This window comes from Chryseobacterium sp. MMO-72 (genome assembly GCF_037146035.1).
Taxonomy (GTDB): domain Bacteria; phylum Bacteroidota; class Bacteroidia; order Flavobacteriales; family Weeksellaceae; genus Chryseobacterium; species Chryseobacterium indicum.
Map to the genome: position 1 here is coordinate 18,572 of NZ_JBBCWG010000017.1, position 13,261 is coordinate 31,832.

General features: G+C 34.4%; 14 protein-coding genes. 9 read left to right on the forward strand and 5 right to left on the reverse strand.

Annotation, left to right across the window (positions count from 1 at the left end; genetic code table 11):
• Positions 1–252: 252 nt before the first annotated feature.
• Positions 253–2,112, forward strand: coding sequence for a CocE/NonD family hydrolase (locus WFH39_RS18515; RefSeq protein ID WP_336690963.1), 1,860 nt, complete (start codon positions 253–255; stop codon positions 2,110–2,112).
• 436 nt (positions 2,113–2,548) lie between these two features.
• Here WFH39_RS18515 and WFH39_RS18520 read toward each other — a convergent pair whose 3' ends face one another.
• The 4 genes from WFH39_RS18520 to WFH39_RS18535 all read right to left on the reverse strand — a co-directional run bounded on the left by WFH39_RS18520 (position 2,549) and on the right by WFH39_RS18535 (position 5,551).
• Positions 2,549–3,157: an alpha-ketoglutarate-dependent dioxygenase AlkB family protein gene (locus tag WFH39_RS18520; RefSeq protein WP_336691005.1), complete on the reverse strand. Its 609-nt coding sequence runs from the start codon at positions 3,155–3,157 to the stop codon at positions 2,549–2,551.
• Positions 3,158–3,448: 291 nt separating this feature from the next.
• Positions 3,449–4,291 carry a bifunctional helix-turn-helix domain-containing protein/methylated-DNA--[protein]-cysteine S-methyltransferase gene (locus tag WFH39_RS18525; protein ID WP_336690964.1) on the reverse strand — a complete coding sequence of 281 codons (843 nt, stop codon included), beginning with the start codon at positions 4,289–4,291 and terminating at the stop codon, positions 3,449–3,451.
• 66 nt (positions 4,292–4,357) lie between these two features.
• Positions 4,358–5,215 (reverse strand): agmatinase, encoded by an 858-nt coding sequence (gene speB / locus WFH39_RS18530; protein WP_087709204.1) that lies wholly within the window; start codon positions 5,213–5,215, stop codon positions 4,358–4,360.
• A gap of 129 nt (positions 5,216–5,344) precedes the next feature.
• On the reverse strand, positions 5,345–5,551 hold the full coding sequence (locus tag WFH39_RS18535) for a helix-turn-helix transcriptional regulator (RefSeq protein WP_336690965.1): 207 nt from the start codon (positions 5,549–5,551) through the stop codon (positions 5,345–5,347).
• Between the two features lie 148 nt (positions 5,552–5,699).
• On the opposite strand from WFH39_RS18535, the gene WFH39_RS18540 reads away from it, so the two are divergent.
• The 8 genes from WFH39_RS18540 (at position 5,700) to WFH39_RS18575 (ending at position 11,733) form a co-directional block, all read left to right on the forward strand.
• Positions 5,700–5,924 (forward strand): SymE family type I addiction module toxin, encoded by a 225-nt coding sequence (locus WFH39_RS18540; protein ID WP_336690966.1) that lies wholly within the window; start codon positions 5,700–5,702, stop codon positions 5,922–5,924.
• Between the two features lie 127 nt (positions 5,925–6,051).
• Complete coding sequence (locus WFH39_RS18545) at positions 6,052–6,654, forward strand: hypothetical protein (protein WP_336690967.1); 603 nt, start codon at positions 6,052–6,054, stop codon at positions 6,652–6,654.
• 104 nt (positions 6,655–6,758) lie between these two features.
• A complete protein-coding gene (locus WFH39_RS18550) occupies positions 6,759–7,739 on the forward strand; it encodes a hypothetical protein (RefSeq protein WP_336690968.1) in 981 nt (326 codons plus the stop codon).
• A gap of 192 nt (positions 7,740–7,931) precedes the next feature.
• The gene (locus tag WFH39_RS18555; RefSeq protein ID WP_214590601.1) at positions 7,932–8,195 is read left to right on the forward strand and encodes a DUF2089 family protein; all 264 of its coding nucleotides are present in this window, start codon (positions 7,932–7,934) and stop codon (positions 8,193–8,195) included.
• Entirely contained in the window at positions 8,195–8,782 is a 588-nt protein-coding gene (locus WFH39_RS18560; protein WP_336690969.1) for a YIP1 family protein, read from the forward strand. The genes WFH39_RS18555 and WFH39_RS18560 overlap by 1 nt, the downstream gene beginning before the upstream one ends.
• A gap of 17 nt (positions 8,783–8,799) precedes the next feature.
• Positions 8,800–10,161, forward strand: a complete 1,362-nt coding sequence (locus WFH39_RS18565; protein WP_336690970.1) for an alpha/beta hydrolase family protein — start codon at positions 8,800–8,802, stop codon at positions 10,159–10,161.
• 58 nt (positions 10,162–10,219) lie between these two features.
• On the forward strand, positions 10,220–10,879 hold the full coding sequence (locus tag WFH39_RS18570; RefSeq protein ID WP_336690971.1) for an HAD family hydrolase: 660 nt from the start codon (positions 10,220–10,222) through the stop codon (positions 10,877–10,879).
• A gap of 50 nt (positions 10,880–10,929) precedes the next feature.
• On the forward strand, positions 10,930–11,733 hold the full coding sequence (locus WFH39_RS18575) for a tetratricopeptide repeat protein (RefSeq protein ID WP_336690972.1): 804 nt from the start codon (positions 10,930–10,932) through the stop codon (positions 11,731–11,733).
• 109 nt (positions 11,734–11,842) lie between these two features.
• Here WFH39_RS18575 and WFH39_RS18580 read toward each other — a convergent pair whose 3' ends face one another.
• On the reverse strand, positions 11,843–13,237 hold the full coding sequence (locus WFH39_RS18580; RefSeq protein ID WP_087709214.1) for an arginine decarboxylase: 1,395 nt from the start codon (positions 13,235–13,237) through the stop codon (positions 11,843–11,845).
• Between the last annotated feature and the right edge of the window lie 24 nt (positions 13,238–13,261).

The following is a 13,261-nucleotide window of genomic DNA, read 5'->3' on the forward strand; positions in this document are numbered from 1 at the left end:
AATAATTGATTTTCATATCAATGCATAGTAATAGGTTGTTTAACGGATATTCAAAATCTTTTTTCCATTTAAGTATTAAACTTAAAAAACCAAAGTGTTTAAATCTTTTGCATCTTTTGTGGTAAAGTTTAAAATAAAAGATCCATAAAATAATATTTAATTTAGATTCTTCCTTCGTCAGAATGACAACCTGTTGTTAAAACTTTATGCTAAAAACCATTTTATGATTAAATTAGCTGCAAATTTTAAACAATGAAGATTCACTTTTCAATTTTGTTTGTTTTTCTGTTTATTTTTGGAAATTCTCAGACTAAACAGCAACCCGATACTTTTGTAAAGGATAATTTTATTAAAAAGGAAATGTATATTCCGATGCGCGACGGAGTAAAACTTTTTACTTCGGTGTATATTCCAAAGGATATTTCCAACAAAAACAAATATCCTTTTCTGATGCAGAGAACCTGCTACAGCGTTGCTCCTTATGGTGAAAACGAGTACAGAACCAAACTGGGACCGAACCAATATCTGATGAAAGACAAATATATCTTTGTTTTTCAGGATGTTCGCGGAAGATACATGAGTGAAGGAACGTTCACCAATATGACGCCGCAGGTGGATCATAAAACGAAAAAAGACGTTGATGAAAGTACCGATACCTACGATACAATCGATTGGTTATTGAAAAACATCAAAGACAACAACGGAAAAGTAGGGCAATACGGAACTTCTTATCCCGGATTTTATACCGCAGTCGGAATCTTAGCTGAACATCCTGCTTTGGTAGCTTCTTCTCCACAGGCGCCGATTTCAGATTTCTGGAATGACGATTTTCTTCACAACGGAAGATTTATGATGGGCTATTTCAGAACTTTCCCGGTTTTCGGAGTTCAGAAAACAAAGCCGGAAAATAAAGCATGGTATTCTGATTCTATGATTAAAGCGACTTCTGAAGACGGTCTGAAATTTTACAGAGACATGGGAACCTTAAAAGACGGTTATGAAAAGTACTACAAGGATAATTTCTTCATGACGGAAATAATGAATCATACGAATTACGATGAATTCTGGCAGAAAAGAAGTCTTCTGCCTCATCTTAAAAACGTAAATCATGCGGTAATGACTGTGGGAGGATGGTTTGATGCGGAAGATCTTTCAGGGCCTTTAAATATTTATAAAACCATTGAAAAAACAAGTCCGAAAGCGAAAAACACAATTGTAATGGGACCTTTTTCTCACGGAGCCTGGGCGTATGAACAGGGAAAACATTTCCACAACCAGGTTTATTTCGGAGACAGCATTGCAACGTATTACCAGAAGAATGTGGAAACAAAATTCTTTAATCATTACCTGAAAGGAAATACAAAACAGGATGCAGGTTTACCGGAAGCATTGATGTACGACACCGGTGCAAAACAATGGAGAGAGTTTGCAACCTATCCGCCAAAAGAAGCACAGAAAGTGAATTTTTATTTATCGAAAGGAACTTTGAAAAACACAGCGGGACAAGGTTCTTCAGAATACTACAGCGATCCGAATAATCCGGTTTTAAGCTCTGATAATTTAAGAGATTTCAACGGCTTCACCCCGAAAAATTATATGTCGGAAGACCAGAGATTTGCAGAAGGAAGACCTGATGTTTTAACGTTTACAACGGATGTTCTAACGGATGACATTACTTTTGCAGGAGAAATTATGGCAAAATTAAATATTGCTTCCACTTCTACGGATGCAGATTTTGCGGTAAAATTAATTGATGTTTATCCTGAAGATTTTAAACCTGCTGAGAAAAAAGACGGGGTGATCTATGGAAATTATCATCAGATGGTAAGAAGTGAAATTATGCCTGCAAGATTCAGAAATTCAAGAGAAAAAGCGGAAGCCTTGGTTCCGAACCAGAAAACAGCCGTGAATTTCAGATTGCAGGATGTGGTGCATACTTTTAAAAAAGGACATAAAATCCAGATTCAGATTTCTTCGACGTGGTTCCCGCTTTTTGCGATTAACCCGCAGAAGTTTATGGAAAATCCGAATTTTGCAACGAAGGAGGATTACACCAAAGCATTTATCAAAGTTTTTGATGACAGTGCGATTGAAGTTGAAGTTTTGAAATAATTTAAAAGCTGTTCGGTTGGAACAGCTTTTTTTTATGTTTTTAGTTTCTCGCGGATTGTGCAAATTGTACAGATTTTCCCACTCAATCATCTGCTCAATTTGCTTAATCTGCGGGAGATGATAATCATGCAACTTATAATCATAAAAGGATCTCAACAGCATATTGAAAACTTTGTTTAGATGCTTTCAGCATGACAGACATAACGTAAATAAATGTAAATAAATCACTCTTCAATCGTTCTGAAAGTTATTTTATTTTCTCGCTGATTTAGCAGATTGTGCAGATTTTCCCACTCAATCATCTGCTAAATTTGCTTAATCTGCGGGAGATGATAATCATGCAACTTATAATCATAAAAGGATCTCAACAGCATATTGAAAACTTTGTTTAGATGCTTTCAGCATGACAAACATACTGTAGATTAATGTAAATAAATCACTCTTCAATCGTTCTGAAAGTTAAATTCACTCGCGGTGTTTTTACTTTTGTGGTTGGAGGAAGCCGGTGCAGCCAATTGTCCTGCGTGGTTCCTTTCATCACCAATAAACTTCCGTTTTCCAGAAATATTTCGGCTTTTTCTTTTGTTGTTTTATGTTTAAATAAGAATTTTCTTTCCGCTCCGAAAGTCAGGGAAGCAATGGCTCCGTGTTTTTTTAAATCTTTTTCGGCGTCACTGTGATACGCCATTCCTTCGCTTCCGTCGTGGTATAAATTCAGAAGGCAGGAATTGTAGGTTTCGCCTGTAATTTCTTCACATTTTTTCTTTAACTCCAATAATTCGGGAGTCCAGAATTTTGCATATTTTGTCCGTTTTGAATAGGTGTATTCAAATGGTTTTTCACCAAACCAGGCAACTTTTCTTTTGGTTACAATCAGTTTTCCGAAAATAACCGCTTCATCATTTTCCCAAGGAATTTCGTTAAAAAGATAATCGAAATAAAAATCAGCTTTTTCTTTGGAGAACACTTTTCCGTAATAATGAACGGTTCCGTCTTTGGGAAGGATATTTAAAGGATAATCTGATACGTCTTCGAATAAACTCATCATAAAGTTTAATGTTTTGTGATTAATGTTTCAAGTTCTTTGTCATTCTGTAGGAATCTAAGCTAAGTATTTTTAAATTTTAACCTCTATTAAATGATCCCAGATTCCTACAGAATGACAATAATTCGTTGATTTTTTTATTAAAATAAGTTTTAGGCTAAAGCCAATTTGGTCAATTGATTATTTTAAACGGGCTAAAGCCCGTTTCTATTGATGGAATAATTTTATTTTTAAAATTTCAATCAAAATTATTAGCTATTCGTAAAAAATTAGTGCAATTTGTGTTTGAAATCAAGAGTACATTTTTGAACTTTCCCAGCCGATAATCAGTTGTTTTCTTTCGCTTCCCCACATATAACCGCCGATTTTTCCGGTTGACTGAATGACTCTGTGACACGGAATTAAAAATGCAACAGGATTGCTGCCAATCGCAGTTCCGACGGCTCTTGAAGCATTAGGATTTCCAATTTTATCCGCCAGATTTCCATAGGTCGATAATTTTCCCATCGGAATAGTGAGCAGACTTTCCCAGACTTTCAACTGAAAATCCGTTCCTTTTAAATGAAGCTTTATGGTGTTCAGTTCCGTCCAGTCTTTACTGAAAATAGAAAGGGCGTTGTTCTGGAAATCATCTTTTCTTTCAAAAAAAGAAGCATTGGGAAATTTAGCCTGTAAATCTCCCAATGCTTTATGATGATCGGTTTCAAAAGCCATATAGCAGATTCCTTTCTCTGTGGAAGCTGCAATTACTTTTCCAAAAGGACTTTCGGAAAAACTGTAATTGATGTTGAGGCTTTTTCCTCCGTTTTTATATTCTGCCGGAGACATTCCTTCTATTTTCACAAACAGATCGTGCAGTCTGCTTGTACTTGATAATCCTGTCTCGTAAGCCGTATCAAATAAACTCGCCTTTTCTTCCTTCAGCAAACTTTTGGCATGTTCCAAACTGATGAACTGCAAAAATTTCTTCGGACTTGTTCCTGCCCAGTAAGAAAACATTTTCTGAAAATGAGCCGGACTTAAATGAATTTTCTCCGCTACTTCCTCCAGGCTTGGCTGAAGCTTAAAATTGCTCCGGATATAGTCTATCGCTTTGGCAATTCTTTCGTAATCTATCTGATTCTGTGTAGACATAACATTGAATTTACCTCACAAATTTCCAAAGAATCTACGGCAGAAAAAATCCGTTTCCTGCGGAATTTAGTTGTTGTTATAGATATGATAGTAAGCAAGCATTTTGTAATATAACTTCGCCGCCAAGAATGCGCTTGGTTTTGCCATCGGAGAATCCATTAATTCTACAATATCAAAAGCGACAACGTTACATTTTTCGAATACTTTTCTTAATAATTCCAACGTAGGATACCACTGTAAACCTCCCGGTTCCGGAGTTCCCGTTGACGGACAAAGCGATGGATCGAAAGCATCAAGATCAATCGTGATGTACACATTTCCTGAAACTTTTTCCAAAACGTCATTTACCCAATTTTCGTTGTTGGCAATTTCGTGAGCGAAAAATACCCTTCCTTCAGGTAAATATTCCACTTCTTCCACATCCATAGAACGGATTCCCACCTGTACCAGATTATGCTTCTGATTAGCTTCAAAAACTGCACATGCGTGGTTGGAAGTAGAACCGTGGAATTCCGGACGAAGATCTGTGTGAGCGTCCAACTGAAGAACAGTTAAATTCTCAAACTTCTCTCCTACCGCACGAATCGAACCGATAGAAACAGAGTGTTCTCCCCCGAAAAGCGTGAATAGTTTTCCGTCATTATTCAAAAGCTCTTTTGTTTTCTGGTAAACGGCTTCTGTCATGGCTTCCGGTGAAGAGTTTTCAGAAACTTCTCCTGCTAAATATACTCCTTCTAAATATGGTTCTGTCTGCGTTTCGATGTCATACAGTTCCATGTTTTCAGAAGCATCAAGGAATAATTCAGGACCTTTATCGGCTCCTTTTCCCCACGTTGATGTTCCGTCGTAAGGAACAGTAACCAACATTACTTTCGAGTTTTCTAACGATGCATTTTCCTCAGGAATTCCTGCGTATGTTTTCATGTTTTATGTAAAAATTAAATGATTTCGGCAAAGATACAAAGAAGTTTGGAGAAGTTGGTGGATGATGAAAGGAACAACTTCATGAAGTCATCTGATAAACTTTAAAGTATGATCAATATATTTCGCAGATTATAACGTCGACACGAGTAGTTCCCGAATATCCACTTTCAAAAATTTCGAGATTTCATAAAGGGTTTCAATAGAAGGCTGAACTTCATTCGTACACCAGCGAGAAACTGTTGACTCGGTTTTTCCCAAATGACGGGCTAATTCTTTACTGGTTTTGTTTTTTTCAACCAGAACAGATTTTATTCTATTTAAGTTTACTTTCGACACGATGATAATTTATTGACTTCTCCTGCAAATATCGTTAAAATTTAAACACTTGAAAATCAATTCAAAAAAGCAATAAATTATATTTTTACGATAATTTATTTTTACTAAAATATAATTTATTATACTTTTACAACAATAAATAACCATCATGAAGGAAGAAAAAAAATATCAAAAATCAGGAATAAGACAATTGAAAGTGCATCAGAAGTACATTTTAAGACCGTATCATCGGTATGTTGTATTTCCTAAAATCCGACTTTGGGGAAAATGGCTTCAGGAAACGGGTTTCCATTGTGGACAATCTGTGCTTGTTTGCCACAAGAAAAATAAAATCATCATCACTATGAATAAGGAAATGAATTCTGATCAGTAAAGAAATGTTGATAAATGGGTTGATAAAAAAACTTTAATTATTTTTTATATTTGATATTTGTATTGTCGATAGCTTTAACACTTGGGTTATGACATTTTTCCAAATTACCGTAAACATGGGGAAGAATATGAAAAACAATAATGAAAATATTAAAATAATTTATGTAAGATTAGGAATACTAATAATTTGTAACCTCATTATAACACTGACTGCTTACTTTTCTTATCAATTCGACAATCTTTTTGCAATTTTCATTTATATAATTTTGGGGATAATTTCATTCGTTCAATTTTTTAATATTTTAAGAATTAAACATAACATTGGAATCGGAATATCCTTACTTTCAATTATGACGATTATTTTGACTTTCTGTATTTTTGAATATAAGATTAATAAAAAATCATTTTTAAAAGCAAATATGCATGGAACTTATATTGATTTAAAAACAGACAATACTTACATAATCAAATCTGGAAGTTGGGCTTCGAAAATCCATTATTATGGTAAATATAATTTTGATAAAAAAGATTCAATAATTACTTTTGATAAAAACCTAAATAATGGAACAATAAATTCAAACAGAATGAAAATTGTGAAATATAAAAATTATATCATTAATGACAATAAATATCATAAATTTCTTATTCAAATTGATAACAATAATAAAGAAATAGAAAATAGTGACAATTCTAGTTGGAAACATTATAGATTTGAAATAGAATGGGAATAAATGTAAAAACTTTTACAGGCAATATTCTGCCAAAATGTTGGTAAAAGAAAAATTAGCAGTTTTGAATTTTTTTGAATTTATTTTTCACAAAATCAAACGTTACAATGAAAGATATTACAGAAACAATAATATTTGAAGAATCGGTAAGGAAAAGACCATTTATGTATATTGGCAATGAAGGTATTATTGGTCTCTTTAAAGAACTCCTGACAGCCTGTATAGAACTTTGCAATACTGAAGAGATCACTTTTGAAATCATTATTTTAGGAGACAACCAATTTATTTTGGGAATTACTTCACAGGGCGATATAAATCCTTTTTTGCAAGACTATAAAAATAAAGAGATTATAAATTATTTCCCGACGATTCTTAAGATTGTTTCTGAGAGATTTGAAATAATCAATAAGAATACTTCAAAAACTGAAGTACATTTTTCATTTGACAGGAAAATAATTACAAATACGCACATTGACTATTTAGAACTAACAGAAAAAATTTTGAAATTCGCATTATTAAATCGACAATGCAAAATAATCACCATTGACAAGAGACAGAAATATTTAAATCAAAATTATTTTCACTTTCCCCAAGGTATTTTCTATCTGTTTAATCGGACAACAGCAGAAGTCTTAGGCAAACCAAAATTTAAATTGACTTTTGATGGCAAAGTTAATTCCAATAATTTTCAAATTGGACTTGCTTATCGTACGGATTGGTATCCAACTCCAAATATTATAAGTTTTGCCAATAATATTCATACAATTTACGGAGGATCATTAGTGGAGGGAATTTTAGAAGGACTAACAAATGCGTGTAAGACTTATTTCAAAAAAAACAATTTGATAACTTCTCAAATTAATAGAAAAAAATTACTAAACGGACTTATTCTTGTTTGCGCTGTTCGTGGAGAAGACTTTAAATATGGTGGAAGTTTCAAAGAAACATTGGAAGATGCAGTTGTAAAAAGACAAGCAAAAAAAATCATAACCAACTTAGCCCTGGACTTTTTCTATAACCAAAAAGAGAGTTCGGATCAATTTTTATGGCGATTTGACACAACACAATTAACAAGTGGGATGTATTAATTTATTTAGAAAAACTTTTTTTAAAATATATATTTCTATTTCTTTAAAAAATAAAAGATCCGTTAATTTTACAATTCAAATCTCCATTCTAAAAACAACTCCAGTAAAACAAAAATCACTCAAACTTTAATTTTATTAAAATAATTTTTAACTTTATTAAAATAATTTTTATTTTTACAAAAAGTTAAGAACATGAAACTACCCATCGTTTGCCCAAGCTGCGAATCTGCATTACAGGTAAGCCAGATGAAATGCAACAACTGCGAAACCACCGTCAGCGGAAATTACGAGCTTCCGTTATACTTACAGCTTACGCGCGAAGAGCAGGAATTTATCCTCAGCTTTTTTCTGTCCAGTGGAAGCATTAAAGAAATGGCGAAGCAGGCAGGGAATTCTTATCCTACCATGCGAAATAAGATGGATGACTTAATCGAAAAAATTAAAAACCTGAAGTAATGAACTGGCAAACTCTATTCAATCCGTTTTCTAAATTTTCGGAAAAAACTCTTTTAGCTATTGGTTCTGTTACAGGTGTATTCTTAATTATTTCCTGTTACTTTACTCAAACAAAAATGGACAGTCTGCTCCATTTTTCTTCCGGCGAAGGTTTAAATCTGGTTTCAATCAGTCTCTATGTTTTAATCAGTTTAGTATATGCGGTTTTACTGCTTTTCGGGTTAGGAAAAATTTTCAATAAAAGAACAAGGCTGATTGATATTGCTAATGCCATTTTGGTTTCACAAATTCCTGTACTGTTTACCGTAATTTCCACCAAACTTTTTGATATTGAAAAACTTTCAGAAAAAATATCCCAAACATCTGCAAAAGATAAGATTCCGGATATTAATATTTTGGATTTAATCAGTCTAACGGTTTTTGCATTTGCCAACTTAATTTTAATCATTTACAGTTTTACCTTGCTTTTCAACGGTTTCAAAACCGCAACCAATATTAAAAAATGGCAACAGATCGTCATTTTTGCCTTTGTAACTCTTTTAGGAATTTTAATCTGTCAAATTATTTTACCTAAATTCAGCCTATAACTTAAAAAAATAATATTATGAAAACCAAACTTTTATTGGTGCTGATTGTATTGGCACAGACTTTTTACGCCCAGAAAATAACAGGAAACTGGAAAGGCGACCTTGATATTCAGGGAATGAAACTCCCACTCGTTCTGCACATCAGCAAAGACGGTGAAAATTTAAAATCCACAGTAGACAGCCCGAAACAGGGAGCAAAAGATATTACTGTAGACCACACAACCTTTACAAACAACGAACTTATTTTTGAAGTAAAAGCACTTTCTGTTTCTTATAAAGGAACTTTGAAAAACGGAAAAATTGAAGGAACTTTCCAACAGGGATCGATGTCTCTTCCTCTTACTTTCGAAACTCTTATCGGGGAAGAAAAAGTAAGTTTTAACCGTCCCCAAACTCCCAAACCTCCTTTCGACTACAAAACGCAAGAGGTGACTTTTGTAAATCCTGTAGATAAAAATACTTTGGCAGGAACCATTTCTATACCTCAAAACTTTAAAAAATCGGATAAAGTTTTAGTCATGATTACAGGTTCTGGAAGACAAAACCGGGACGAAGAACTTTTCGGACATAAACCTTTTGCCGTGATTGCAGATTATTTTGCCAAAAAAGGCATTGCCACTTTAAGAATTGACGACCGTGGGATTGGTGGTTCAAGTCAGGGAAAAAATGATGACACAACTGCTAACTTTGCAACAGACATTTCTACAGCGGTTGATTTTCTTGCAGCAAAAGGATATCTGAACATAGGCTTGATCGGACATTCCGAAGGCGGGATGATTGCGCCGATCGTAGCAAAAATGAACAACAAAGTAAAATTTTTAGTGTTAATGGCTGCTCCGGGAACTAAAATTGAGGAATTACTGATTCAGCAAAATTATCTGGGCGGCAAACTCGCAGGAATGACTGAAAAAGATTTAGCTGAAGCCAATGTAATGAATAAAAAGATTTATGACTTTATTAAAAGTTACAGCGGAACAACCTATGAAGAAGATCTGAAAAAATTTATGACTGAAAATTTTCAGGGTAAAATGAGTAAGGAAGAGCTGACACAAACCATCAGCCAGACCAAGAAAAACTGGTTCAGATATTTTATAAAATTCAATCCCGACGAATATCTTTCAACCATAAAAATTCCTGTTCTGGCACTGAACGGAAGTCTGGATTTTCAGGTTCCGGCTAAAGAAAATCTGGAAGCCATTCAACAATCTTTAACCAAAGCAGGAAACAAAAATTTCAAAACGGAGGAACTTACCGGGTTAAATCATTTATTTCAGGAAGCGAAAACGGGAGCATTTGCAGAATATGCAGACATTGAACAAACCATTTCTCCAAAAGCTTTGACTGAAATGGCAGACTGGATTGCAAAACTTAAAAAGTAATCGAAAAATAGTTTCATCATTTCTGAAACGTTTATTATTTTAGTGAAAAAATTCAGATATGCCTTTAAAAGCTGTGCTGTTCGATATGGATGGCGTGATTGTGGATACGGAACCTCTGCACAGAAAAGCCTATTTTAAAACTTTTAATGATCTTGGAATCGATGTTTCGGAAGAGTTATACGCTTCATTTACCGGAGCTTCTACCAAAAGAGTCTGCGAAACTCTGATTCAGGAATTTAATTTAAAACAGACGTACGAAGAAATTGCAAAAACCAAAAGAGATTATTTTAAGGAATACTTTTATAACGATGAAGAGTTTGATCTGATTTCAGGCGTAAGAGAACTGATACAGCATTATTACGACAACGGGATCAGACTGATTCTCGCTTCTTCCGCAACGATGACAACCATCAACATGGTTTTTGAAAAATTTGAACTTGAACAATATTTTGGAGGAAAGATAAGCGGAGCCGATCTGAAGGAATCCAAACCTCATCCTGAAGTTTTTCTTCTTGCCGCAGAAATGGCTAATGAACCTGTAGAAAACTGTATGGTAATTGAAGATTCCACGAATGGAATTTTAGCATCGCATCGGGCAAATATTTTCTGTGCTGCGTACAGAAGTCCGCATTCTAAAAATCAGGATTATACGTTGGCAAATATTGTGGTTTCGGATTATGCCGAACTGGAACTGGATAAGATTTCAAAATATTTTTAAATAGAACAGGCATATTCTGTAGGTTTAAAACCGATAAAAATTAAGAATCAATGAAAAAAACTCTACTTTTAATTGTCTTCGGCTTTTCTTCTTTACATTTTACACAGGCTCAGGAAACGTATAAACTTGCAACAAAGGAATTTAATAATGATCATTACGAAAAAGCAATATCACTGTACACTCAATCTATAGAAAAGAAGGAAGAAGTTGCGAAATCCTATAACTACAGAGGAATGGCTTATTTGTATAGCGATAAATTGCAGGAAGCCGAAAAAGATCTTGAGACTTCTTTTCAGCTTGATTCTTCCGACTACAGTATATATACAAGCATTGCCCGCTTTTGCTATCTTACAGGACAGATGGGAAAAGCTTTGGAATATTATAACGGTTCTCTGGAAAGAAAACCGAATAACTACGATCTGTATAGCGAAAGAGCAGGTGTAAAAGCCATATTGGAAATGTTTAATGAAGCTATTACCGACGCAAATGTCTCCGTAGAGCATCTTCCCAAAGATTATAACTCTTATCTTAACAGAGGATACGTTTATCTGAGAATGGGAGATTATGATAAAGCAATAAATGATCTCACAGCTTCATTGAAAATAAAGAAAAGCCAAAAAGGATTTGGCAACCGGGGAACAGCTTATGCTTTATCTAAAAAATATGATCTGGCTCTGGTTGACTTTGATAAATCTTTAGAATACAATCCGAATGATCCATTGGTTTTGTATCAAAAAGGAGAAGTTCTTTTAGCTTTAGGGAAAAATGAAAAAGCTTGTGAATGTTATTTAAAAAGTAAACAATTTGGCAATACCGAGATCGATGATATTATTGAAAAGGCTAAATGTAAATGATTAATTTATAAAAATAAAAAAGAACCGTTTCATAATTTTGAAACGGTTCTTTTATGATATTTTTGAGATTGCTTCGTCACTTTCGCTCCTCGCAATGACAATTTTCTGTTTATTTGTAACCCAAAAGTTTCAGCACGTCTTCCGGTTCCTGTTTTTCACGGAAAATCTCGTATTGTAACTCACCGTTTTCGTCTTTCTGAATCAAAATATGTCTTGGCTGCGGCATTAAGCAGTGATGAACTCCGCCATATCCTCCGATGGTTTCCTGATACGCTCCTGTATGGAAAAATCCGATGTACAAAGGTTTTGTATCGCTGAAAACAGGGAGATAAATCGCATTGGTATGCTGTTCAGAATTATAATAATCATCTGAATCACAAGTTAATCCACCCAAGAAAACTCTTTCGTAAGTATCTTCCCAACGATTCAACGGAAGCATGATAAAGTGTCTGGAAATTGCCCAAGTATCGGGAAGCGTCGTCATGAAAGAAGAATCGATCATATTCCATTTTTCTCTGTCGTTCTGGCGTTTCTGGGAAATGATTTTATAAATATTCGCACCGCTTTCACCAACGGTAAAACTTCCGAATTCTGTATAAATATTCGGTTCTTCCACTCCTTCCTCTTCACAGAATTTTTTGATCTGAGAAACGATCTCTTCCACCATGTACTGATAATCGTAATCGAACTGCAAAGATGTTTTGATCGGGAAACCTCCTCCGATGTTCAGAGAGTTGACTTCGGGTGCAATTTTCTTCAGACGCGCGTACACACGAAGACATTTATACAATTCGTTCCAGTAATAGGCTGTGTCTTTGATTCCGGTATTGATGAAGAAATGAAGCATTTTCAGTCTTGCATTCGGATGCTCGGCAATTTTCTGGCTGTAGTAAGGAATGATATCTTTGTATCCGATTCCTAATCTTGAGGTATAAAATTCGAACTTCGGTTCTTCCTCAGAAGCAATTCTGATTCCGATATCGAAAGTGGTATCAATACTTTCTGTAAGTTTATCCAGCTCGCGGTAATTATCCAAAATCGGGGTAATATTTTCAAAACCGCTGTTAATCATCTCTGAAATTTTCGCCAGATAATCGTCTGTTTTGAAACCGTTGCAGATTACTTCTATATCTTTCGTTACTTTTCCTTCTTTGTAAAGAGATTTTACGATATCCATGTCATAGGCTGAAGAAGTTTCTATGGAAATATCGTTTCTTAAAGCTTCTTCCAGTACGAATTTAAAATGACTGGATTTTGTACAGTAGCAATATCTATAATTCTTTTTATAATCGGTTTTCTCAAAGGCTTCCCTGAACCAGCTTTTGGCCTTCTGGATATTTTGAGAAATTCTCGGCAGGTAGCTAATTTTTAGCGGAGTGCCAAATTTTTCAACAACATCCATTAAAGGAATGTCGTGAAACAACAAATTGTTCTCAGAAACATTGAATTCCTCGGTAGGGAAATACAACGTCTGATCAATAAGTTCCGAGTACTTTATTTTCATTTCTAAACAAGTGAATTAAGAATG

Coding starts and splice junctions, on each gene's coding strand:
- WFH39_RS18580 (WP_087709214.1), bottom strand. CDS start 13,237: ATGAAAATAAAGTACTCGGAACTTATTGATCAGACGTTGTATTTCCCT.
- WFH39_RS18570 (WP_336690971.1), top strand. CDS start 10,220: ATGCCTTTAAAAGCTGTGCTGTTCGATATGGATGGCGTGATTGTGGAT.
- WFH39_RS18520 (WP_336691005.1), bottom strand. CDS start 3,157: ATGAGTTTATTCGAAGACGTATCAGATTATCCTTTAAATATCCTTCCC.
- WFH39_RS18555 (WP_214590601.1), top strand. CDS start 7,932: ATGAAACTACCCATCGTTTGCCCAAGCTGCGAATCTGCATTACAGGTA.
- WFH39_RS18525 (WP_336690964.1), bottom strand. CDS start 4,291: ATGTCTACACAGAATCAGATAGATTACGAAAGAATTGCCAAAGCGATA.
- WFH39_RS18545 (WP_336690967.1), top strand. CDS start 6,052: ATGAAAAACAATAATGAAAATATTAAAATAATTTATGTAAGATTAGGA.
- WFH39_RS18575 (WP_336690972.1), top strand. CDS start 10,930: ATGAAAAAAACTCTACTTTTAATTGTCTTCGGCTTTTCTTCTTTACAT.
- speB (WP_087709204.1), bottom strand. CDS start 5,215: ATGAAAACATACGCAGGAATTCCTGAGGAAAATGCATCGTTAGAAAAC.
- WFH39_RS18515 (WP_336690963.1), top strand. CDS start 253: ATGAAGATTCACTTTTCAATTTTGTTTGTTTTTCTGTTTATTTTTGGA.
- WFH39_RS18550 (WP_336690968.1), top strand. CDS start 6,759: ATGAAAGATATTACAGAAACAATAATATTTGAAGAATCGGTAAGGAAA.
- WFH39_RS18565 (WP_336690970.1), top strand. CDS start 8,800: ATGAAAACCAAACTTTTATTGGTGCTGATTGTATTGGCACAGACTTTT.
- WFH39_RS18560 (WP_336690969.1), top strand. CDS start 8,195: ATGAACTGGCAAACTCTATTCAATCCGTTTTCTAAATTTTCGGAAAAA.
- WFH39_RS18540 (WP_336690966.1), top strand. CDS start 5,700: ATGAAGGAAGAAAAAAAATATCAAAAATCAGGAATAAGACAATTGAAA.